A 21,707-nucleotide genomic window follows, 5' to 3' on the forward strand; every position below is an offset into this window, starting at 1 on the left:
CATGCACGGCAGGGGGAGCGCGTGATGTCAGGCAGAGCGGGGCTCGTGAAGGCGCTGGCGGGGCTCGGGCTCGTGCTGGGGGTGATCGGGTCCATCACCGCCTTCTTCCTGTCGAACGAGGGCTATCTGCCGGGCGACGCCATGGTGCGGACCTGGGCCACCGCGAAGGACCGGCCCGGCGACGGCGAGGCCAACGACAGCTGGGTCGTCGGGGACGTCGCCGTCCGCAGCCGGTTCGACGCGGTGACCGGCTTCGGCATCGCCGACGGGCAGGACGGGAAGAAGCTCTGGGAGTTCGTACCGCCCGGCCGCGCCCGGATCTGCGGGAGCGCGCCCCGTGCGGACGAGGGGGTCCTCCTGGTCGCGTACGGCACGGAGAGCAAAGCCGCCAGTGGCGGGAGCGGCGAGCCCGCCCCGCCGGGCAAGGGCTGCTCGACCGTCGTCGCCTTCGAGACGAAGGACGGGCGGGAACTGTGGAGCGTCCCGCGGACCGTCTCGGACGGCCGGTTCGCCGGGGACGGATTCCTGGAGGCGGGGGGCGGCCTGGCATTGATCGAGCACGAGCGGACCGAGCAGGAGAAGCGGAAGCCCGGTGGCAACCGTTCCCTGCGCGCCCTCGACCTCCGTACGGGCAAGGCCCGTTGGACGGCGGCCGTTCCCGGCACGTGCGGGGTGTGGGACACCTCGGTGGGCGAGGAACAGGTCCACGCCGTCCTGGCCTGCGGCGGGGACGACGAGGACGCCTCGGGCTCCGACGGCGGCGGGGACGTCGAGCTGATGGCGGCGGCCTTCGACCGTGGCACCGGCGCCCTGAAGTGGAACGTTCCCATCGACGCCCGCCGCCCCGTGTCGACGGACTCCAAGGTGTCCATCGAGTCGGCCGACCCCTTGGTGCTGAAGGTCGTGCGGTCCTCGAACGAGAACGCGGGCAGGGAGACGGGCACGTTCGTCCCCTTCGACCAGGACGGGCGTACCCGGCCGGGCATCGAGCTCAGCGGCGGCTACGGGCAGGTCGACGCGGCGGAGGTCGTCGGCGAGCGGATGTACGCGCTGGCGTGGACCTATTACAAGGGACGGCAGTACCGGCTGATCGCCTTCGACCTGAAGACCGGCGAAGAGGTGTGGAACGATGAGCTGGACGAGCCCGCCGCCGGGCTGGCCGTGCGGGGCGACCGGATCACCGTGCTGTGCGAGTGGTCGACCCAGGCCAGCGCCATCACCGAGCTGCTCGTGTACGACGCCGGCGACGGCGAGGAACTCGACGAGCGTCATTTCCGCGAGGAAGCGCCCAGCGGCCACTTCTTCGAGCACGACGGGCGGATCATCGTCGCCGGGGCGGCCGGCGACCATGCCTTCACCGCGTTCGAGCGCTGGTGAGCCGATGGCAGTGCTCTTGCCGCAAGGCCGGTCGCCGGTCCGGTCGCCGGTAGAGGTGCGGGTGGTCGACCTCGACGAGGACGACCACTGCACGGCCTTCGAGCTGTGCAAGAACCTGCCGGTGCTGTAGTCGTAGGGCATGGAGCTGCTGCCCACCCCCCTCAACCGGATCGCCCACACCGCCCTGGGCGGCGCGCCGGCCGTCGCCTTCGTGATGGCCGCGGTGGAGGGCACCCGCTGGGCCGGGGCAGCCGCCCTCCTGTTCCTGCCGGTCGCCGTGCGCGGCTGGTGGGTGGGGGTGCGCTGCGAGCGCGACCGGCTGGTCGTCCGGGGCTTCCTGTGGACCCGCCGGATCGAGCGCGCCCGGATCGGCGCGGTCACGGGCTTCCCCGCCGTGCGCTGGACGTCGCGGCGGGGCGGGCGGCGGTGGACGCCGGTTCTCGCCTTCATGGGGGACGAGAGCGAGCTCGGGGGGTCGTACGCCCGCAAGCGGGAGAACGTGGCGCGGCTGCGGCGGTGAGCGGCCGGGCGGGGGTGAGTCGTCGGGCCGCCGGTCGTCGGGCCGACCGTTTTCAGCCCGCCGCGAGGGCCGCAGCCGGCCGGGTCCTCGGCTGGGCGCGGAAGGAGAAGGCCTCCATCAGGGGGCGGTGCTTGGTCTTCTGGACGGCGGCGATGCGCCAGGTCCCGTCGGCGAGGCGGACCAGGGTGTAGGTGGCGAGCTTGCCGAGGCGGCGGGGGCGGGCGCCCTTGTGGACCTCGCCCCGGGTGACCGCGATCGCCGTGTCGGGGGTCGGGAAGCGGAGGTCGACGACCTCCAGGGTGAGCCGGGTGCCCTTGAGGAAGCTGTCGAAGAGGGCCTGGTGGGCCCGGCCGATCTCGGCCGCGCCGCGGTAGACGGTGCCGACGAAGGTGACGTCCGTGGCGTCCTCGGTGAAGTGTGCCCCGTACCCGGTGCCGTCGCCCCGCCCCCAGGCCTCGGCGCCGGACCGGAGGAGGGCGTGGATCGCGGTGGTGTCGGTGGCGTGCATGGTGGTGCTCCCTTCCGTGGTACCTTCCGCGGAGAAGTGACTGCTCGAGAGAAGTGTCTTCCTCAGAGAAGACTCTTCTCTGAGGAAGAGATTAGGGAGTGAGGCGTCCGGTGTCAACGTCCGCCATGCCGTCCGACGCGAGCGCGATCTACCGCCGCTACCTGAGCGCCGTCATGCTGCACGGGCACGCGGGCGCCCGTGCCGTCGGACTCGGCGCCACCGACCTGTACGCGCTCAACATCCTCGACCTGGCCGGGCCCATGACCCCGGGCGAGCTCGGCGAGCGCACCGGACTGACCACCGGGCCCACCACCCGGCTCGTCGACCGCCTGGAGAAGGCCGGCTACGTCCAGCGGGCCGCCGACCCCCACGACCGGCGCAAGGTCATCGTCGAACCCGTCGCCCGGCCCGATGACCTCGACCGGGCGCTGGCCCCGGCCCGCCGCCGCATCGCCGAGATCCTCGGCGGCTACCCGCCCGAGCAGCTCGCCGTCCTCTTCGACTACTTCGACCGCGCGGCCGAGGCCTACCGCGAGGCGGCCGAGGAGCTCTGACCCCGGGGCAAATCCGTTGCGACCGACCCGGGAGGCGCCAGAGACTGCGGTCGATGAACGACATGACCACGATCCAGACCGCGCGGCTCCGGCTGCGGCCGCTCTCCGTCGACGAGGCCCGGCGCATCGTCGACGCCCGTCCCGCCCCCGGCGACCGCTGGGCCGAGGACTACCCCGGCGTCGGTGACGCCGCCAGCGCGCGCGGTTTCCTCGCCGGGGTCGCCGAGCGCGGCGACCCGGGCGTCTACCGGCCGTACGCGATACTCCTGGCGGACGGGGGCACCACCGTCGGCGGCATCGGCTTCCACGGGCCGCCGGACACCGACGGCGTGGTCACCATCGGCTACGGCCTCGTCCCCGGCGCCCGCGGCCACGGCTACGCGAGCGAGTCCCTGCGCGCCCTGATCGCCCGCGCCCGCGAGGCCGGCGCCACGGCGGTCCGCGGCGACGCGAACCTCGACAACCTCCCCTCCCAGCGGGTCATGGAGGCGGCGGGGATGGCGTACGAGGGCGAGGACGAGCGGGTCCGGAACTACCGCGTGGTGTTCCCGGACGCGCCCTGAGCCGACCCGCCCCGGCGCAGGCGGGAGTTCGACGGCAGGACCCAGGGCGTGTCCGTGAAGTCTCGCCTGGCTCGTACGCCCGCGAGCCCTGCCCTCCGGGCAGACGACGCCACTTTCCGGACACGCCCTAGCGCTCCGACAGCTCCGACGGGGCCTCCTGCACCACCCAGCCGTTGCCGTCCGGGTCCTGGAACGACAGGAAGGAGTTCCAGGTGCCGCCCTTCCCCGCCTCCCAGCCGGTCGCGCCCACGTGCATCACCGGCGTCGCGTGCACGCCCGCCGCGATCAGCCGCTCGCGCGCCGCGTCGATGTCGGTGACGCACAGCTGGAGGCCGTGCAGGGCGCCCGGGGCGGTCGCACCGGTGCCCGGGAACGGCGGCATGCCCTGGAGCAGCGAGATCGAACAGCGCGAGCCGGGCGGGGTGAGCTGGATGATCCGGACGCCCGGGGCGACCTCCTGGTCCAGGTCCACCGTGAAGCCGCACTTCCCGCCGTAGAACTCCTTCGCCCGGTCCAGGTCGGTGACCGGCACGGTGATCACTTCCAGCGTCCAGTTCACGGTCGCGTCTCCTCGTTCCTGGTTCCTCGCTCGTCGGGTGTGCGCGAGGTGCTGTCACGGCGGACATCATGGTCCGTACCACCCTGGCCCACCAGCCCGCCACCGCGCACCCGGAGGGCTTCGCCGGATAGGCTCGGCCGGGGACTGGACCGAGCGGTATCGACCGGTGGAGGAGCGGCGGCATGACGGTGCCGGGACGCAGGAGCAGCACGTTCACCCGGCTGCTGCGGCACGGGTTCACCGATCCGTCCGCCGCCGAACAGCTGCTCGACCTGGACGACCTCGCCCCGCTGCGCGGCGACTCCGTGCTCCTGGACGCCCTCGGCGCCACCGCCGACCCCGACCTCGCCCTGCGCGGCCTGGTCCGGCTCGTCGAGGCCCAGCCGGAGCCCGAGCGGCCGGCCCTCACCACCACCCTGCTGTCCGCCAAGCCGTTCCGCGACCGGCTGCTCGGCGTCCTCGGCGCGTCCGAGGCGCTCGCCGACCACCTGGCCCGGCACCCCCGCGACTGGCAGACCCTCGTCACGTACGAGGCGGCCGACCTGCACCCGGGCGTCGCCGAGTTCGAGCGCGGGCTCGCCGAGGCCGCCGACCCGGTCTCGCTGCGGATCGCCTACCGCCGCTGCCTGCTCGCCATAGCCGCCCGCGACGTGTGCGGCACCATCGACGTGGCCCAGTCCGCCGCCGAGCTCGCCGACCTCGCCACCGCCACCCTGCGCGCCGCCCTCAGGATCGCCCGTGCCGCCGCGCCCGAGGACGCGGCGCAGTGCCGGCTCGCCGTCATCGCCATGGGCAAGTGCGGCGGCCACGAACTCAACTACGTCTCCGACGTGGACGTCATCTTCGTGGCGGAGGCCGTGGACGGCGTGGAGGAGGCCAGGGCGCTGCAGGCCGCGACCCGGCTCGCCTCCCACCTCATGCGGATCTGCTCCGAGACCACGGTCGAGGGCGCGATCTGGCCGGTCGACGCCAACCTGCGCCCCGAGGGCCGCAACGGCCCGCTCGTCCGCACCCTGTCCTCCCACCTCGCCTACTACCAGCGCTGGGCCAAGACCTGGGAGTTCCAGGCCCTGTTGAAGGCCCGGGCGGTGGCCGGCGACCCGGAGCTCGGCGCCGCGTACATCGACGCCGTCTCGCCGCTCGTCTGGCAGGCCGCCGAGCGCGAGAACTTCGTGACCGACGTGCAGAAGATGCGCCGCCGGGTCGTCGACAACATCCCGGCCGGCCAGGTCGACCGCGAGCTGAAGCTCGGTCCCGGCGGCCTGCGGGACGTCGAGTTCGCCGTCCAGCTCCTGCAGTTGGTGCACGGCCGCAGCGACGGCAGCCTGCACAGCGGCACCACCCTCGACGCGCTCGCCGCCCTCGCCGCCGGCGGCTACGTCGGCCGCGCCGACGCCGCCCAGCTCGACGAGGCCTACCGGTTCCTGCGCGCCATGGAGCACCGCATCCAGCTGCACCGGCTGCGCCGCACCCACCTCGTCCCCGAGGGCGAGGAGGACCTGCGCCGCCTCGGGCGCTCCCTCGGGCTGCGCACCGACCCGGTCGCCGAGCTCAACCGCGAGTGGCGCCGGCACGCGGCCGTGGTGCGCCGGCTGCACGAGAAGCTGTTCTACCGCCCGCTCCTCGACGCCGTCGCCCAGCTCGCCCCCGGCGAGATCCGGCTCAGCCCGAAGGCGGCCGGGCAGCGGCTCGAAGCACTCGGATACGCCGATCCCGCCGCCGCCCTGCGGCACCTGGAGGCGCTGTCCTCCGGCGTCACCCGCAAGGCCGCCATCCAGCGGACGCTGCTGCCGGTGCTGCTCGGCTGGTTCGCCGACTCCGCCGACCCGGACGCGGGCCTCCTCGGCTTCCGCAAGGTCTCCGACGCGCTCGGCAAGACGCCCTGGTACCTGCGGCTGCTGCGCGACGAGGGCGCCGCGGCCGAGAACCTCGCCCGGGTCCTGTCCGCCGGCCGGCTCGCCCCCGACCTGCTGCTGCGGGCCCCCGAGGCGGTCGCGATCCTCGGCGACCCCGAGGGCCTCGGGCCGCGCGGCCGGGAGCACCTGGAGCAGGAGATCCTGGCCGCGGTCGGCCGCGCCGACGGCGCCGAGCAGGGGGTGGCGGCGGCCCGCGGGGTACGCCGCCGGGAGCTGTTCCGTACCGCCGCGGCCGACCTCATCGGCTCCTACGGCACCGAGGACAACCCCCGCGAGTCCGACCCCGGCGCGCTCGTCGACCGGGTCGGGCAGGCGGTCACCGACCTCAACGCGGCCACGCTCGCGGGCGCGCTGCGGGCGGCCGTACGGGCCGAGTGGGGCGACCGGCTGCCGACCCGCTTCGCGGTGATCGGCATGGGCCGGTTCGGCGGCCACGAACTCGGTTACGGCTCCGACGCCGACGTGCTGTTCGTGCACGAGCCACGGGAGGGCGTCGACGAGCAGGAGGCCGCCCGGGCCGCCGGGCGGGTGGTCACCGAGATGCGCAGACTGCTCCAACTGCCGACCGCCGACCCGCCGTTGCTCATCGACGCCGACCTGCGCCCGGAGGGCAAGAACGGGCCGCTGGTGCGCACGCTCAAGTCGTACGAGGCCTACTACCGCCGTTGGTCGCTGGTCTGGGAGAGTCAGGCGCTGCTCCGTGCCGAACCGATGGCCGGCGACAAGGACCTGGGCGAGCGGTTCCTCGCGCTGATCGACCCGCTGCGTTATCCGGCGGAGGGGCTCGGCGAGGACGCGGTGCGCGAGATCCGCCGCCTGAAGGCCCGCATGGAGACCGAACGCCTGCCGCGCGGTGCCGACCCCACCCTCCACGCGAAACTGGGCCGCGGCGGTCTGAGTGACGTCGAGTGGACCGTCCAGCTGATCCAGATGCGGCACGGCTGGGCCGAGCCGGGCCTGCGGACCACCCGCACCCGGGAGGCCCTGGCGGCCGCCCGCGCGGCCGGGCTCATCGGCGCGGACGAGGCGCAGATCCTCGACGAGGCCTGGGTCCTCGCCTCCCGCGTCCGCAACGCGGTCATGCTGGTGCGCGGCCGGCCGGGGGACACCTTCCCGTCGGAGCCGCGCGAGCTGGCGGCGGTGGGTCGCTATCTGGGCTACGGCCCCGGGAAGGTCGGCGAGATGGTCGACGACTACCGCCGCATCACCCGCCGAGCCCGAGCAGTAGTGGACGACCTCTTCTACGCCCCCTGACCCCCGAGCGCGGCTTCGGCGCAGGTTGGGCCCGCCGCCCACCCCCGCCGCGGACTGCGCCCGCCGTGCCCACACGGAGGCGGGCGGCGCTCGGGTGGGGGCCGGGGTCAGCTGGGGTCGTCGCCGCGGTGGTGCGGGTTCGTGCGGGTCGAGCGCCCCGCCTCCCGCGCCAGTTCCCCCGCCACGAGCGTCGCCTTGGCCACACCGCGGGCCCAGCGCGGACCGCCCCGGGCCGCCCAGACCACGCAGACGCAGCCGGCGACGGCGAGCACGAGGACGCCGGAGAGGATGAGCAGGGTCATGGGGTTCCCCCTTCGCGGTGCCTGGCGAGACCGGTCTCGGCAGGCGGTCGGGTCATCGGGTGTACGGCATGGTCTCAGGCCGAGCCGGCGAGCAGGCGACGGCAGTGTTCCAGATGGCCCGCGAGGGCCAGTTCGAAGGCCGCGTCGGAGCGCCCCCCGGCCACCGCCGCCAGCGCGTCGGCGAGCCGCGGCGTCGCCGTCTCCTCGGCGAGCTCCCACATCATCTCGGGCGCGGCCATGTCGAGGGCGGAGCCGAGGACCAGGTTGTCCACGGCGATGACCAGCGGCATCACGTCCCCGAGCGCGAAGCCCGCGTCGAGCAGCCGGACGACGGCCTTCTCGTACTGCAGCAGCACCTTCGGCGCGCGGACCGGTGAGGCCGTGAGGAGCGGGATCGCCCGCGGGTGGGCGGCGAAGGCGGCCCGGTAGGAGCGGGCCCAGGCCGCCATGGCCGCGTCCCAGGGCTGGAGTTCGAAGGCGCGCTCGTCGATGGCGTCGCAGACCCGCTCCCGCAGCAGCTCGACGATGCCGTCCCGGCCGTCCACATGGTGATACACCGACGCCGTCTGCACCCCGAGCGCCCGCGCGATCTGCGGGACGCTGAAGTCCCCCTGCTCGTCGACGAGTTGGAGCGCCGTGGTGGTGATGCGCTCCCGGTCGAGGAGGGGCGTGCGCGGCCGGCCCATGAAGGTTTTCCCCCAGTTCAGGTCTTCCCGAATCGTCGGACCTGAGGCTACATTGCGCCAACCGAAAGCCTTTAGGTTTCCGCTCGTGTCCCAGCCTGCTCCTGTCGCGGAAGGGCCTCCCACCCCATGTCGTCCAGCACCTCCGACGAGCCACCCGGTCTCCGCACCGGCACCCTCACCACCGCCGACATCTCCTTCTTCGTCGTCTCCGCCGCGGCCCCGCTCACCGTGATGGCCGGCGTCGCCCCCATCGCCCTCGTCCTCGGCGGCATCGGCGCCCCCGCCGGCTACCTCCTGGCAGGGATCACCCTGGCGATCTTCGCCGTGGGGTTCACGACCATGAGCCGCCACGTCCGCAGCGCCGGCGCCTTCTACGCGTACATCGCCCAGGGCCTCGGCAAGCCCCTCGGCATCGCCGCCGCGCTCATCGCCATGGTCGGCTACAACGGCATGGAGATCGGCGTCTACGGACTCCTCGGCTCGGCCACCTCCGACACCGCCCACGCCCTGTGGGGCGTCGACCTGCCCTGGCTGCCGATCGCCCTCGCCGGTCTGCTGCTCATCTGGTACGGCGGCTACCGCTCCATCGACTTCGGCGCCAAGGTCCTCGGCGTCCTCCTGGTGGCCGAGACCGGGATACTCGTGCTCCTCGCCGGCGGGGTGCTCCTCAAGGGCGGCGCGCACGGGATCTCCCTCGCGTCCTTCGCCCCCGGCAACGTCCTCGTCCCCGGCACCGCCGCCGTGCTCGCCTTCGCGTTCTCGGCCTTCACCGGCTTCGAGTCGACCGTCATCTACCGCCGCGAGGCCCGCGACCCCGCCCGCACCATTCCTCGCGCCACCTACATCGCGGTCGGCTTCCTCGGACTGTTCTACGCCTTCGTCGTGTGGACCGTGATCCAGGCCTTCGGCGACGACAAGGTGGTCGAGGCCGCCGCGGGCGACACCGGCGGGCTGTTCTTCGCCGCCATCACCACGTACGTCGGCAGCTGGGCCGCCGACCTGATGCACGTGTTCATCGTGACCAGCATCATCGCCTCGCTGCTCGCCTTCCACAACGCGATCAACCGCTACGGCCTCGCCCTCGCCGAGGAGGGCGTGCTGCCCGCCGCGCTCGGCCGGGTCCACTCCCGCCACCGCTCCCCGTACGTCGCCGGCGCCGTCCAGACCGCGCTCGGCGCCGTCATCGTCCTCGGCTTCGCGGCCGCCGGCGCCGACCCGTACACCCAGCTGCTGCTCTGGGTGAACACCCCCGGCATGCTCGGCCTCATGGCGCTGATGCTGCTGGCCGCCGTCGCCGTCGTGCGCTACTTCCGCCGCGTCCCGCACCAGGAGGGCGTCCTGCGCACCCTGGTCGCCCCCGTCACCGCCGCGGTCCTGCTCGCGGTCGCGCTCTGGCTGGTCGCCTCCAAGGTCGCCCTCTTCACCGGCGCCTCCACCACCGTCAACGCGGTCCTCGTCGCCGTCGTCCCCGCCGTCCTCGTCCTCGGGCTGTTCCTCGCCCTCCGGCTGCGCCGCACCCGCCCCGAGGTCTACGCCCGGTTCGCCGCAGAGCCGCCCACCGAAGGAGCCGACCCGCAGTGTCCGCACCCGATCTCCTCCTCGTCGACGCCCGCCTCCGCACCCCCGGTCTCTCCCCCCACACCGCTGTCGCCGTCCGCGACGGACTGATCACCGCCGTCGGGGACGCCGCCGACGCCCGCGCCTGGCGCGGCCCCCGTACCGAGGTCGTCGACCTCGCCGGCGCCACTCTCACCCCCGGACTCACCGACGCGCACAGCCACCCCGTCTGGGGCCTGGAGATGGCCACCGGCACGGACCTCTCCGCCGTCACCGGCCTGGACGGACTGCGGGCCGCGCTCAGGAACGCCGGACGGCGCGAGGGCTGGGTCGTCGGCTTCGGCCTGGACCACAACGTCTTCGCCGGCCGTCCCATCCACCACGCGCTGATCGAGGACGCCCTCGACGGCGCCCCCGCCTTCCTGCGCCTCTACGACGGGCACTCCGCCCTGGCGAGCGCGACGGCCCTGAAGGCCGCCGGTATCGACGGCCCGCGCGCCTTCGGCCAGCGCTCCGAGATCGTCTGCGACGCCGAGGGTCGCCCCACCGGGCACCTGGTCGAGCACGCCGCCATGGACCTGATGACGCCCGTGCTGCCGGCCCGGCCGTACGCCGAGCGCCGCGACCGGCTCGTCGAGCTGCTCGGCGCCATGGCCGCCACGGGTCTGACCGGCGCCCACGTCATGGACCTCGGCGGCCACGACGTGCCCGGCCTGCTCGCCGCGATCGAGGCCGACGGCGAGCTGCCGCTACGGCTGCGGCTCGCGCCCTGGTGCATGCCCGGGGCGACCGAGGAGGAGCTCGACGAGCTCGTACGGCTCCAGGAGCGGGCCGGGCGCCACTGGCGGATCGGCGGGGTCAAGTTCTTCATGGACGGCACCGTCGAGGGCGGCACCGCGTGGCTGGAGCACGCCGACTGCCACGGCCAGGGCACCGACGCCTTCTGGCCGGACCCGGCCGCCTACTCCGCCGCCGTACGCCACCTGCACCGCGCGGGCGTCGGCACCGCCACCCACGCCATCGGCGACGCGGCGGTCCGCCATGTCCTCGACACCGTGGAATCCCTCGGTGCCGGGACCGGGGCCGACGCCGGCCCCCGGCACCGGATCGAGCACATCGAGACCGTCCCCGACGCCCAGCTCGCCCGCTTCGCCGCGCTCGGCGTCGTCGCCTCGATGCAGCCCCCGCACACCGCGTACACCCGCGCCGACCGCACCGACGAGTGGTCGAAGCGGCTCGGCGAGGAGCGGGCCGCCCGGGCCTGGCGCTGCCGGGACCTCAGGGACGCGGGCGCGACCCTGGCGCTCGGCTCGGACTGGCCCATCGCCCACCACGACGCCCGCCAGGTCCTCGCCACCGCCCAGGCCCCGCGCGGCGCGGCCTCGACCCGATCCGGCCTGACCGGCCTGATGGCCCTGGAGGGCATGACCACGCACGCGGCACTGGCAGCGGGGGAGGAGCGCGTCGCGGGCCGGATCGCCCCAGGCCACCGGGCGGACCTCACGGCCTTCGCCGTCGACCCGGCCGAGGCCCCGGCCGACGAGACGGCGACGGCCCCGATCCGGCTCACCGTGAGCGGCGGCCGGATCACGCACCGGGGCTGACGGCTTCCGGGGTCAGCGCCCGGAGGGGACCTTCTCCTGCGCCGGCGACTCCTGGTCCGCCCCCTCCACCGGGGGCGGACCGCCCGCCGTCACGCCCTGGGGCAGCGAGGCCGCCGGCTCGACGAGGCGGGGGAGCCTGTGCGGGCGGGAGCCGTACCAGCAGTACGAGACCGCGAAGCCGAAGGCCAGGCAGATCACGCCACCGACCGCGTCCATCCAGAAGTGGTTGGCGGTGGCCACGATGACCACCAGGGTGGCGACCGGGTAGAGCAGGCCGAGGATCCGGGCCCAGGGCGCCCGGGCGAGCAAGAAGATCGTCACGCCGCACCACAGCGACCAGCCGATGTGCATCGACGGCATCGCCGCGTACTGGTTCGACATGTGCTTGAGGTTGCCCGAGGCCATCGAGCCCCAGGTGTGGTGCACCAGGACCGTGTCGACGAAGCCGCCGCCGTTCATCAGGCGCGGCGGGGCCAGCGGATACAGGTAGTAGCCGACCAGGGCCACGGCCGTGGTGGCGAACAGGACCGTGCGGAACGCCGCGTAACGGCCCGGATGCCCCCGGTACAGCCAGACGAGCACACCGATGGTGATCACGAAGTGCAGCGTGGCGTAGTAGTAGTTCATGGACACGATCAGCCAGGTCACCGAGTTCACGGCCTGGTTGACGGTGTGCTCGAAGGCCAGGCCGAGCGAGTGCTCGGCCTGCCAGATCCAGTCGGCGTTCCTGAGCGCCTGGGCCTTCTGCTCGGGCACCGCGTTGCGGATGAGCGAGTAAAGCCAGTAGCTGACCGCGATGAGCAGGATCTCGAACCAGATGCGCGGGCGGCGCGGGGCGCGGACGCGCAGCGCGCGCGCGAACCTGCCGCCGTCCGCGGTGGGTGACGACGGGGTCGTCCGACTTTCCGAGGTCTTCACGGTCGTTTCACCCATAGGAGGAGAGTCTGCCAGATCCCGTTCCTCCGACCGATCATCCCTCGGTCGGGTGTGCGGCGCACCCTCTCAGCCTCAGGAAGGAGACGGAGCCGCCGCCGAGGGGGCGGGCGCGGAGGCCGTGGAGCCGCGGACCACCAGCTCGGGCATGAAGACGAACTCGCTGTGCGGGGCCGGCGTGCCGCCGACCTCCTCCAGGAGCGCCCGCACCGCCGCCTGCCCCATCGCCTGGACCGGCTGCCGGATCGTGGTCAGCGGCGGATCGGTGAAGGCTATGAGGGGGGAGTCGTCGAAGCCGACGACGGAGACGTCCTTCGGCACCTGCAGGCCCTGCTGCCGGGCGGCCCGGATCGCGCCGAGCGCCATCATGTCGCTCGCGCACACGATCGCGGTGCAGCCCTTGGCGATGAGCGCGGCGGCGGCGGCCTGGCCGCCCTCCAGGGTGTAGAGGGAGTGCTGGATCAGCTCCTCGGCCTCCTCGGGGGCGAGCCCGAACCGCTCCTGCATCCCCTTGCGGAAACCCTCGATCTTGCGCAGGACCGGGACGAAGCGCTTCGGTCCGACGGCGAGGCCGATCCGGGTGTGGCCGAGGGCGGCGAGGTGGGTCACCGCGAGGACCATGGCGGCCCGGTCGTCGGGGGAGACGAAGGGGGCCTGCACCTTGGGCGAGAAGCCGTTGATGAGGACGTACGGGACGCCCTTGCCGCGCAGCTGGTCGTAGCGGGTGGTGTCGGCCGTGGTGTCGGCGTGCAGCCCGGAGACGAAGATGATGCCGGAGACCCCGCGCTCGACCAGCATGTCGGTGAGCTCGTCCTCCGTGGACCCGCCGGGGGTCTGGGTGGCGAGCACCGGGGTGTATCCCTGCCGGGTGAGGGCCTGCCCGATGACCTGCGCGAGCGCGGGGAAGATCGGGTTGTCCAGTTCGGGGGTTATGAGTCCGACGAGGCCCGCGCTGCGCTGGCGCAGCCGTACCGGGCGCTCGTAGCCGAGCACGTCGAGTGCGGCAAGCACGGATTCACGGGTGGCCGCGGCCACACCGGGCTTGCCGTTGAGCACGCGGCTGACTGTGGCTTCACTGACCCCCGCCTGGGCTGCGATGTCGGCGAGCCGCGCGGTCATGGGAGTGGACTGTACCGGTCACGCGTCGTATTGCCCACCGAACGCGGATTTCGGCCTGCGCTGTCGGGCTTGTGCAAGTTCTTGCAAGGGGTGGCGGGTCCCAGGAGCTGTCAAGCGGCTCGTCGGCAACCTTAAAGACACGCGGATGTAACGATCCCCGGGTCTTGCAGAAATTTCACGCAAGCTCTTTCGGCTCGTTTTCATCCCTGTTACGTTCCTGGCAACCCGGCGCGCCGCGAGGGAGCGGTCGCAGAGGAAGGTTCCAGCCCCTCGTCATCCGGGACCATCTGAAGGAGTTCACATGCGGCGTGGCATAGCGGCCACCGCGCTGGTCGCGGCCCTGGGCGTGACCCTGGCGGCGTGCGGAAGCGACAACGGATCCACCGGCGGCGGCTCGAAGAGCTCGGGCGAGCTCTCCGGCACCGTCACCTGGTGGGACACCTCCACCGTCGGTTCCGAGGACAAGGTCTTCAAGAAGATCGCCGAGGACTTCACCAAGAAGCACCCCAAGGTCACGATCAAGTACGTCAACGTGCCCTTCGGCGACGCCCAGAACAAGTTCAAGAACGCCGCCCAGTCCGGCGCCGGCGCCCCCGACGTGATCCGCTCCGAGGTCGCCTGGACCCCGGACTTCGCGAACCTCGGCTACCTCGCCCCGCTGGACGGCACCGCCGCCCTGAAGAACCAGGACGACTTCCTCAAGCAGGCCGCCGCGTCCACCAAGTACAACGGCAAGACCTACGCGGTCCCGCAGGTCATCGACTCCATGGGCATCTTCTACAACAAGAAGATCTTCAAGGACGCCGGCGTCGAGGTCCCCAAGAGCATCGACGAGCTCAAGGCCGTCTCCGCCAAGATCAAGCAGAAGACCGGCAAGACCGGCCTCTACCTGCGCGGCGACGACGCCTACTGGTTCCTCTCCTTCCTGTACGGCGAGGGCGGCGACATGGTCAACGCCGACACCAAGACCGTCACCATCGACAACGCCGCCGGCGTCAAGGCCTTCAAGACCGTCAAGGACCTGGTCGACTCCAAGGCCGCGATCACCGACGCGACCAACGGCTGGGACAACATGCAGGCCGCCTTCAAGGACGGCAAGGTCGCGATGATGATCAACGGCCCGTGGGCCGTCGCCGACACCTACACCGGCAAGGAGTTCGCCGACAAGGCCAACCTGGGCATCGCCCCGGTCCCGGCCGGCTCGGCCGGCCAGGGCGCCCCGCAGGGCGGCCACAACCTCGCCGTCTACGCCGGCTCCAAGAACCTGGACGCCTCCTACGCCTTCGTCGAGTACATGAGCTCGACCGAGGTCCAGGCCCAGGTCGCCAAGGAGCTGAGCCTCCTCCCGACCCGTACCTCGGCGTACGGCAAGACGGAGGTGGCCACCAACGAGATGATCGCCTTCTTCAAGCCGGTCGTCGACAAGGCCGTCGAGCGTCCCTGGATCCCGGAGGGCGGCAGCCTCTTCGCCCCGCTCGTCACCGAGTACACCAAGGTCCTCACCAACCAGGCCACCCCGGAGCAGGGAGCGAAGACGGCGGGCGACTCCTACCGCAAGCTCCTGAAGGACTGGAAGTAACAAGGAAGCGGGAAGGAAGGCAGACCGGCTGATGGCTGTGGACACCAGCAGCCAGTCGGTGGCGAAGGCCGCGGGCGAGGACGTCGCCCGCGGCCGGAGCCGCGGAACTGGCAAGCACAAGGGCGGGGGCCGGGGCGCCGCGCGGCGTTCCCTCTCCACGCACTGGTACGCCTGGGCGATGGTCGCCCCGGTGGTGGTCGTGATCGGCGTGATCATCGGATACCCGCTGGTCCGCGGCATCTGGCTGTCGCTCACCGACGCCAACGAACGCAATGTCGAGCGTTCCATCGGCGTCAACCACATTCCCGCGACGTACGAGTTCAAGGGCCTGGCCAACTACGCCGACGCCATCACCGGCGGCCAGTTCCTCGGCACGCTCGGCTGGACGCTGGTGTGGACGGTCGCCTGTGTCTCGGTGACCTTCGCCCTCGGCCTCGCGCTCGCCAACATCCTCAACCGCAAGATGGCCGGCCGCTCCGTCTACCGGATGCTGCTGATCCTGCCCTGGGCGGTCCCCGGCTTCGTCTCCGTCTTCGCCTGGCGCTTCCTCTACGACGAGCGCCGCGGCATCCTCAACCAGCTGCTCGCGGGCGGCGGCATCGACGCCGTGCCGTGGCTGAACGACCCCACCTGGGCCAAGTTCTCGGTCATCGCCGTGAACGTCTGGCTCGGCGTGCCGTTCATGATGGTCGCCCTGCTCGGCGGTCTCCAGTCCATCCCCGGCGAGCTGTACGAGGCCGCCGAGATGGACGGCGCCGGCGCCTGGCAGCGCTTCCGGCACATCACCCTGCCGGGCCTGCGGTCCGTCAGCACCACGGTGATCCTGCTGAGCACCATCTGGACCTTCAACATGTTCCCGGTGATCTTCCTGCTCACCCGGGGCGGTCCCGGTGAGGCCACCCAGATCCTGGTGACCCAGGCCTACAAGTTCTCCTTCGAGATCAGCCCCCGCGACTACGCGCAGTCCTCCACGTGGGGCGTGCTGATCCTGGTCCTCCTGATGGTCTTCGCCGCGGTCTACCGGCGGGTCCTCCGCAAGCAGGGAGAAGTCTGGTGACCACCGCATCCGCCCCCGCGACCCGGCCGCAGGCGCCCGCCGCGCCCGCCCGGGTCCACGCCCCCCGCCGCGGCCGCCGCTCGCCGCTGGCCTCCGTCGGGCTGCACGCCACGCTGATCGTCGCCTCCGTGATCGCCGTCTTCCCGGTGCTCTGGGTGCTGCTGACCTCGCTCAAGCCGGCGAAGTTCGCGACCACCACGGACTTCGTCAAGGAGCCGACGCTCGAGAACTACACGAACCTGCTGAACGACACCCCGTTCCTGACCTGGTTCGGCAACTCGCTGCTCGTCGCCGGCCTCACCACCGTGATCGGCGTCTTCGTCGCCGCCACCACCGGCTACGCCGTCAGCCGCTTCAAGTTCCCCGGCAAGCGCGGTCTGATGTGGACCCTGCTCGTCACCCAGATGTTCCCGGTCGCCGTCCTCATCGTGCCGATCTACAACATCATGGCGTCGATGGGCCTGCTCAACACCTCGGCGGGCCTGGTCATCACGTACCTGACCATCGCCGTCCCGTTCTGCGCCTGGATGATGAAGGGCTTCTTCGACACCATCCCGAAGGAGATCGACGAGTCGGGCTACGTCGACGGCCTCACCCCGTTCGGCACCTTCTGGCGGCTGATCCTGCCGCTGGCCAAGCCGGGCATCGCGGTCACCGCCTTCTACTCCTTCATCACCGCCTGGGGCGAGGTGGCCTACGCCTCCGCCTTCATGGTCGGCGACGAGAACCTGACCCTCGCCGGCGGACTGCAGAAGTTCGTCAACCAGTACGGCGCCCAGTGGGGTCCGATGACCGCGGCCTCCGTGCTCATCGCCATCCCCGCCGCCCTGGTGTTCCTCTTCGCCCAGCGCCACCTGGTGACCGGCATGTCCGCCGGCGCCGTCAAGGGCTGAGCGCCGAAGAGCCGCCGTGTCCGCGCACCCCGTGTCCGCACCCTCCTTACGAATCAAGGAAGACATGACCCAGCACCTCGCCGCCCCCGCCGACGCCGCAACCGCCACCGGCACGCAGTCGGGCTGGTGGAGAGACGCGGTGATCTACCAGGTCTACCCGCGCAGCTTCGCCGACGGCAACGGCGACGGCATGGGCGACCTGCCGGGCATCCGCAGCCGGCTGCCGTACCTGAAGGAGCTCGGCGTCGACGCCGTCTGGCTCTCCCCCTTCTACGCCTCCCCGCAGGCCGACGCCGGCTACGACGTCGCCGACTACCGGGCCATCGACCCGATGTTCGGCACCCTCCACGACGCCGACGCCGTCATCCGCGAGGCCCACGACCTGGGCCTGCGGATCATCGTCGACCTGGTGCCCAACCACTCCTCCGACCAGCACGAGTGGTTCCAGCGCGCGCTGCGCGAGGGCCCCGGCTCCCCGCTGCGCGAGCGCTACCACTTCCGCCCCGGCCAGGGCGCGGCCGGCGAACTCCCGCCCAACGACTGGGAGTCCATCTTCGGCGGCCCCGCCTGGACCCGTACGGAGAACCCGGACGGCACGCCCGGCGAGTGGTACCTGCACCTGTTCGCGCCGGAGCAGCCCGACTTCAACTGGGAACACCCCGCCGTCCGCGACGAGTTCCGCTCGATCCTGCGCTTCTGGCTGGACATGGGCGTCGACGGCTTCCGCGTCGACGTCGCCCACGGCCTGGTCAAGGCCGAGGGCCTGCCCGACATCGGCGCGCACGACCAGCTGAAGCTGCTCGGCAACGACGTCATGCCCTTCTTCGACCAGGACGGCGTCCACGAGATCTACCGCTCGTGGCGCCAGGTGCTCTCCGAGTACGACGGGGAGCGCGTCCTCGTCGCCGAGGCCTGGACCCCGACCGTCGAGCGCACCGCGAACTACGTGCGCCCTGACGAGATGCACCAGGCCTTCAACTTCCAGTACCTGGGCACCCACTGGGACGCGGCCGAGCTGCGCGAGGTGATCGACGCCTCGCTCGCCGCGATGCGTCCGGTCGGCGCCCCCACCACCTGGGTGCTGTCCAACCACGACGTCACCCGGCACGCCACCCGGTTCGCCAACCCGGCGGGCCTCGGCACCCAGCTGCGCACCCCCGGCGACCGTGAGCTCGGTCTGCGCCGGGCCCGTGCCGCGACCCTGCTGATGCTGGCGCTGCCCGGCTCCGCCTACGTCTACCAGGGCGAGGAGCTCGGCCTGCCCGACGTCACCGACCTGCCCGACGAGGTGCGCCAGGACCCGTCGTTCTTCCGGGCCTCCGGCCAGGACGGCTTCCGCGACGGCTGCCGGGTGCCGCTGCCGTGGACCGTCGAGGGCTCCTCGTACGGCTTCGGGGCCGGCGGCTCCTGGCTGCCGCAGCCCGCCGCCTGGGCCGGGCTGAGCGTCGAGGCGCAGACCGGCGACCCCACCTCCACCCTGGAGCTGTACCGCAGCGCGCTCGCCCTGCGCCGTGCGCAGCCGGGGCTCGGCGCGGGCGAGTCCCTCGAGTGGCTGGACGCCCCCGAGGGCGTGCTCGCCTTCCGGCGCGACGGTTTCGTCTGCGTCGCCAACACCACCGGCCGGGCCATCACCGTCCCGCTGCCCGGCCGGTTGCTCCTCTCCAACACGGAGATCCGGATCGTCGGCACCGACGTCGACGGGACAGCCGAGCTGCCCGCCGACACCACCGCCTGGTGGGCGGTGTGACGATCCCCCTGCCGCGGGGCGCCGGAGGGGGCGCCCCGCGGCTCGCGGACATCGCCGCCCAGTCAGGGGTGAGCGAGGCCACCGTCAGCCGGGTCCTCAACGGCAAGGCGGGGGTGGCCGGCGCGACCCGGCACAAGGTGCTGGCCGCGCTCGACGTGCTCGGCTACGAGCGGCCCGTACGCCTCAAACGGCGCAGCGCGGGCCTCGTCGGCCTGGTCGTGCCCGAGCTGACGAACCCGATCTTCCCGGCCTTCGCGCAGGTGGTCGAGCAGGTGCTGGCCGGGCACGGCTACACCCCCGTGCTGTGCACCCAGATGCCGGGCGGCGCGACCGAGGACGAGCTGGTCGAGCAGCTCGTGGAGCGCGGGGTGGCCGGCATCGTCTTCCTGTCCGGTCTGCACGCGGACGCGAGCGCCGACCCGGCCCGCTACACCCGGCTCGCCGCGCGCGGGGTGCCGTTCGTCCTCATCAACGGCTTCAACGAACACGTCGACGCCAACTTCGTGTCGCCCGACGACCGGGCCGCGGCCCGGATGGCCGTACGGCACCTGGTCGAACTCGGCCACGAGCGGATCGGGCTCGCCATCGGGCCGACCCGTTACGTGCCCTCGCGCCGCAAGGCGGAGGGCTTCTGCGCCGAGCTGCGCGAACAGCTGGGCATCGAGCGGGCCGAGGCCGAACGCTTCGTGCGGCCCACCCTGTTCGGCGTGGAGGGCGGCCATGCCGCCGCCGACCTGCTGCTGGCCGAGGGCTGCACCGGCATCGTGTGCGGCTCGGACCTGATGGCCCTCGGGGTGGTCAGGGCGGCCCGTGCCCGGGGCCTCGACGTGCCCCGTGACGTGTCGGTGGTCGGCTTCGACGACTCCCCGCTGATCGCGTTCACCGATCCGCCGCTGACCACCGTGCGCCAGCCGGTGCAGGCCATGGCGACGGCGGCGGTCGGCGCGCTCCTGGAGGAGATCGAGGGAAACCCGGTCCAGCGCACGGAGTTCGTCTTCCAGCCGGAGCTGGTCGTGCGCGGCTCCACCGCGCAGCCGCCGCAACTCCTTGCGTAATCGCTTCCATCGGTTTGTGCGAAGGGTTGACCGCACGCCTGTGCGCCCCTACGGTCGCGGCTGAAAACAGTTGCTGTCATTTTCGGCAACTTCTTGCGAACTGGCTCTCCCGAGCCGAGAGCCGCTCTTGCGACAGGGACGTCGTACAGGAGGAAGCATGGCAAGAAAGACCGTGGCCGCTGCACTTGCCCTCGTGGCCGGAGCCGCCGTGGCCGTCACGGGAACCCCCACCGCGCAGGCCTCGCCCCCCGGCGAGAAGGACGTCACCGCCGTGATGTTCGAGTGGAACTTCGCCTCGGTGGCCAAGGCCTGCACCGACCAGCTGGGCCCCGCCGGCTACGGCTACGTGCAGGTCTCACCGCCCCAGGAACGCGTCCAGGGCCCCCAGTGGTGGACCGCCTACCAGCCCGTCAGTTACCGGATCGCCGGCCCGCTCGGCGACCGCACCGCCTTCAAGAGCATGATCGACACCTGCCACGCGGCAGGGGTGAAGGTCGTCGCCGACTCCGTCGTCAACCACATGGCCGGACCGGCGGACCCCAACGCCACCTTCACCGGCACCGGCGGATCCACGTACAGCAAGTACAACTACCCGGGCGTCTACTCCGGCGCCGACATGGACGACTGCCGCGCCACCATCTCCAACTACCAGGACAAGGCGAACGTCCAGAACTGCGAGCTCGTGCAGCTCGCCGACCTGGACACCGGCGAGGAGTACGTCCGCGGCCGCATAGCCGCCTACCTCAACGACCTGCTGTCGCTGGGCGTCGACGGCTTCCGCGTCGACGCCGCCAAGCACATGCCGGCCGCCGACCTCGCCAACATCAAGTCCCGGCTGACGAATCCTTCCGTCTACTGGAAGCAGGAGGCCATCCACGGCGCCGGCGAGGCCGTCTCCCCGAGCGAGTACCTCGGCAACGGCGACGTCCAGGAGTTCCGCTACGCCCGCGACCTCAAGCGGGTCCTCCAGAACGAGAAGCTCGCCTACCTGAAGAACTTCGGCGAGGCCTGGGGCTACATGCCGAGCGGCCAGTCCGCCGTCTTCGTCGACAACCACGACACCGAGCGGGGCGGCGACACCCTCAACTACAAGTCGGGCGCTCAGTACACCCTGGCCTCCGTCTTCATGCTGGCCTGGCCCTACGGCTCCCCGGACGTCCACTCCGGCTACGAGTGGACCGACAAGGACGCCGGCGCCCCCAACGGGCACCAGGTGAACGCCTGCTACAGCGACGGCTGGAAGTGCCAGCACGCCTGGCGCGAGATCTCCTCCATGGTCGCCTTCCGCAACACCGCCCGCGGGCAGGCCGTCAGCGACTGGTGGGACAACGGCAACAACGCGATCGCGTTCGGCCGCGGCAGCAAGGCGTACGTGGCCATCAACCACGAGAGCTCGCCGCTCACCCGCACCTTCCAGACCTCCCTGCCCTCCGGCACCTACTGCGACGTGCAGAGCGGCCACTCCGTGACGGTGAACACCGCCGGCCAGTTCACCGCCACCCTCGGCGCCGACACCGCCCTGGCGCTGCACGCGAACGCCCGGAGTTGCGCGGCCCAGGCGGTCACCGCCGGCGCCTCCTTCAACGTCGACGCCACGACCGTGGTGGGCCAGAACATCTACGTCACCGGCAACCGCGCCGAGCTCGGCACCTGGTCCCCGGCCGCGGCCCTCAAGCTCGACCCCGCCGCGTACCCGGTCTGGAAGCTCGCCGTGACGCTGCCCGCCGGAACGGCCTTCGAGTACAAGTACCTCCGCAAGGACGCGGCCGGAAACGTGACCTGGGAGTCCGGCGCCAACCGCACCGCGACCGTCCCCGCCTCGGGCCAGGTCGTCCTGAACGACACCTTCCGCAACTGACGTTCCCCGCGTCTCCGGGCCGCCCCGACCGGGGCGGCCCCCCTTCCCGTCCTCCTGGGAGCACCC

At 72.3% G+C, this 21,707-nt stretch carries 20 protein-coding genes; 14 read left to right on the plus strand and 6 right to left on the minus strand.

The annotated features are described in order from the left end of the window. Positions 1-24 precede the first annotated feature (24 nt). The 3 genes from ACIGXE_RS03500 to ACIGXE_RS03510 are packed head-to-tail and all read left to right on the plus strand — an operon-like array spanning position 25 to position 1,897. Positions 25-1,377 carry a PQQ-binding-like beta-propeller repeat protein gene (locus ACIGXE_RS03500; protein WP_399742330.1) on the plus strand — a complete coding sequence of 451 codons (1,353 nt, stop codon included), beginning with the start codon at positions 25-27 and terminating at the stop codon, positions 1,375-1,377. A 4-nt stretch (positions 1,378-1,381) separates the two neighbouring features. After that, a complete protein-coding gene (locus tag ACIGXE_RS03505; RefSeq protein ID WP_399742333.1) occupies positions 1,382-1,507 on the plus strand; it encodes a hypothetical protein in 126 nt (41 codons plus the stop codon). Positions 1,508-1,516: 9 nt separating this feature from the next. Next, positions 1,517-1,897 carry a hypothetical protein gene (locus ACIGXE_RS03510; protein ID WP_399742336.1) on the plus strand — a complete coding sequence of 127 codons (381 nt, stop codon included), beginning with the start codon at positions 1,517-1,519 and terminating at the stop codon, positions 1,895-1,897. A 52-nt stretch (positions 1,898-1,949) separates the two neighbouring features. On the opposite strand, the gene ACIGXE_RS03515 is transcribed toward ACIGXE_RS03510, so the two are convergent. Beyond that, positions 1,950-2,405 carry an SgcJ/EcaC family oxidoreductase gene (locus tag ACIGXE_RS03515; RefSeq protein WP_399742339.1) on the minus strand — a complete coding sequence of 152 codons (456 nt, stop codon included), beginning with the start codon at positions 2,403-2,405 and terminating at the stop codon, positions 1,950-1,952. Between the two features lie 110 nt (positions 2,406-2,515). Here ACIGXE_RS03515 and ACIGXE_RS03520 point away from each other — a divergent pair, with 110 nt between their 5' ends. Further along, a complete protein-coding gene (locus ACIGXE_RS03520; protein ID WP_399742342.1) occupies positions 2,516-2,959 on the plus strand; it encodes a MarR family winged helix-turn-helix transcriptional regulator in 444 nt (147 codons plus the stop codon). Positions 2,960-3,012: 53 nt separating this feature from the next. After that, the gene (locus ACIGXE_RS03525; protein WP_399742345.1) at positions 3,013-3,522 is read left to right on the plus strand and encodes a GNAT family N-acetyltransferase; all 510 of its coding nucleotides are present in this window, start codon (positions 3,013-3,015) and stop codon (positions 3,520-3,522) included. 127 nt (positions 3,523-3,649) lie between these two features. Here ACIGXE_RS03525 and ACIGXE_RS03530 read toward each other — a convergent pair whose 3' ends face one another. After that, a complete protein-coding gene (locus ACIGXE_RS03530) occupies positions 3,650-4,081 on the minus strand; it encodes a VOC family protein (protein WP_399742348.1) in 432 nt (143 codons plus the stop codon). Positions 4,082-4,263: 182 nt separating this feature from the next. Here ACIGXE_RS03530 and ACIGXE_RS03535 point away from each other — a divergent pair, with 182 nt between their 5' ends. Further along, complete coding sequence (locus tag ACIGXE_RS03535) at positions 4,264-7,251, plus strand: bifunctional [glutamine synthetase] adenylyltransferase/[glutamine synthetase]-adenylyl-L-tyrosine phosphorylase (protein ID WP_399742351.1); 2,988 nt, start codon at positions 4,264-4,266, stop codon at positions 7,249-7,251. Between the two features lie 107 nt (positions 7,252-7,358). Here the strand turns inward: ACIGXE_RS03535 and ACIGXE_RS03540 are convergent, their stop codons facing one another. After that, entirely contained in the window at positions 7,359-7,553 is a 195-nt protein-coding gene (locus ACIGXE_RS03540) for a hypothetical protein (RefSeq protein ID WP_399742353.1), read from the minus strand. 74 nt (positions 7,554-7,627) lie between these two features. Beyond that, complete coding sequence (locus tag ACIGXE_RS03545) at positions 7,628-8,239, minus strand: TetR/AcrR family transcriptional regulator (RefSeq protein ID WP_399742356.1); 612 nt, start codon at positions 8,237-8,239, stop codon at positions 7,628-7,630. 126 nt (positions 8,240-8,365) lie between these two features. On the opposite strand from ACIGXE_RS03545, the gene ACIGXE_RS03550 reads away from it, so the two are divergent. After that, positions 8,366-9,907, plus strand: coding sequence for an APC family permease (locus ACIGXE_RS03550; RefSeq protein ID WP_399742359.1), 1,542 nt, complete (start codon positions 8,366-8,368; stop codon positions 9,905-9,907). Then, a complete protein-coding gene (locus ACIGXE_RS03555; RefSeq protein WP_399742362.1) occupies positions 9,817-11,400 on the plus strand; it encodes an amidohydrolase in 1,584 nt (527 codons plus the stop codon). Before ACIGXE_RS03550 ends, ACIGXE_RS03555 begins: the two co-directional genes overlap by 91 nt. A gap of 12 nt (positions 11,401-11,412) precedes the next feature. Here the strand turns inward: ACIGXE_RS03555 and ACIGXE_RS03560 are convergent, their stop codons facing one another. Together ACIGXE_RS03560 and ACIGXE_RS03565 are read right to left on the minus strand one after the other, a co-directional pair. After that, positions 11,413-12,333: a phosphatase PAP2 family protein gene (locus ACIGXE_RS03560; protein WP_399742365.1), complete on the minus strand. Its 921-nt coding sequence runs from the start codon at positions 12,331-12,333 to the stop codon at positions 11,413-11,415. A 75-nt stretch (positions 12,334-12,408) separates the two neighbouring features. After that, positions 12,409-13,452, minus strand: coding sequence for a LacI family DNA-binding transcriptional regulator (locus tag ACIGXE_RS03565; protein WP_399742368.1), 1,044 nt, complete (start codon positions 13,450-13,452; stop codon positions 12,409-12,411). Between the two features lie 301 nt (positions 13,453-13,753). On the opposite strand from ACIGXE_RS03565, the gene ACIGXE_RS03570 reads away from it, so the two are divergent. The 6 genes from ACIGXE_RS03570 to ACIGXE_RS03595 all read left to right on the plus strand — a co-directional run bounded on the left by ACIGXE_RS03570 (position 13,754) and on the right by ACIGXE_RS03595 (position 21,641). Beyond that, the gene (locus ACIGXE_RS03570; protein WP_399742371.1) at positions 13,754-15,031 is read left to right on the plus strand and encodes an extracellular solute-binding protein; all 1,278 of its coding nucleotides are present in this window, start codon (positions 13,754-13,756) and stop codon (positions 15,029-15,031) included. A gap of 31 nt (positions 15,032-15,062) precedes the next feature. Beyond that, positions 15,063-16,088 (plus strand): carbohydrate ABC transporter permease, encoded by a 1,026-nt coding sequence (locus ACIGXE_RS03575; protein ID WP_399742375.1) that lies wholly within the window; start codon positions 15,063-15,065, stop codon positions 16,086-16,088. Next, entirely contained in the window at positions 16,082-16,981 is a 900-nt protein-coding gene (locus tag ACIGXE_RS03580; RefSeq protein WP_399743735.1) for a sugar ABC transporter permease, read from the plus strand. The genes ACIGXE_RS03575 and ACIGXE_RS03580 overlap by 7 nt, the downstream gene beginning before the upstream one ends. A 64-nt stretch (positions 16,982-17,045) precedes the next feature. Continuing rightward, on the plus strand, positions 17,046-18,728 hold the full coding sequence (locus ACIGXE_RS03585) for a glycoside hydrolase family 13 protein (protein WP_399742379.1): 1,683 nt from the start codon (positions 17,046-17,048) through the stop codon (positions 18,726-18,728). After that, on the plus strand, positions 18,716-19,783 hold the full coding sequence (locus ACIGXE_RS03590) for a LacI family DNA-binding transcriptional regulator (protein WP_399742383.1): 1,068 nt from the start codon (positions 18,716-18,718) through the stop codon (positions 19,781-19,783). The genes ACIGXE_RS03585 and ACIGXE_RS03590 overlap by 13 nt, the downstream gene beginning before the upstream one ends. Before the next feature lie 157 nt (positions 19,784-19,940). Next, positions 19,941-21,641: a carbohydrate-binding module family 20 domain-containing protein gene (locus ACIGXE_RS03595; RefSeq protein ID WP_399742387.1), complete on the plus strand. Its 1,701-nt coding sequence runs from the start codon at positions 19,941-19,943 to the stop codon at positions 21,639-21,641. The last annotated feature ends 66 nt before the right edge of the window (positions 21,642-21,707 follow it).

Origin of the sequence: Streptomyces sp. NPDC053431 (assembly GCF_044544925.1) — a bacterium.
In the GTDB taxonomy this organism is placed as follows: Bacteria; Actinomycetota; Actinomycetes; order Streptomycetales; family Streptomycetaceae; genus Streptomyces.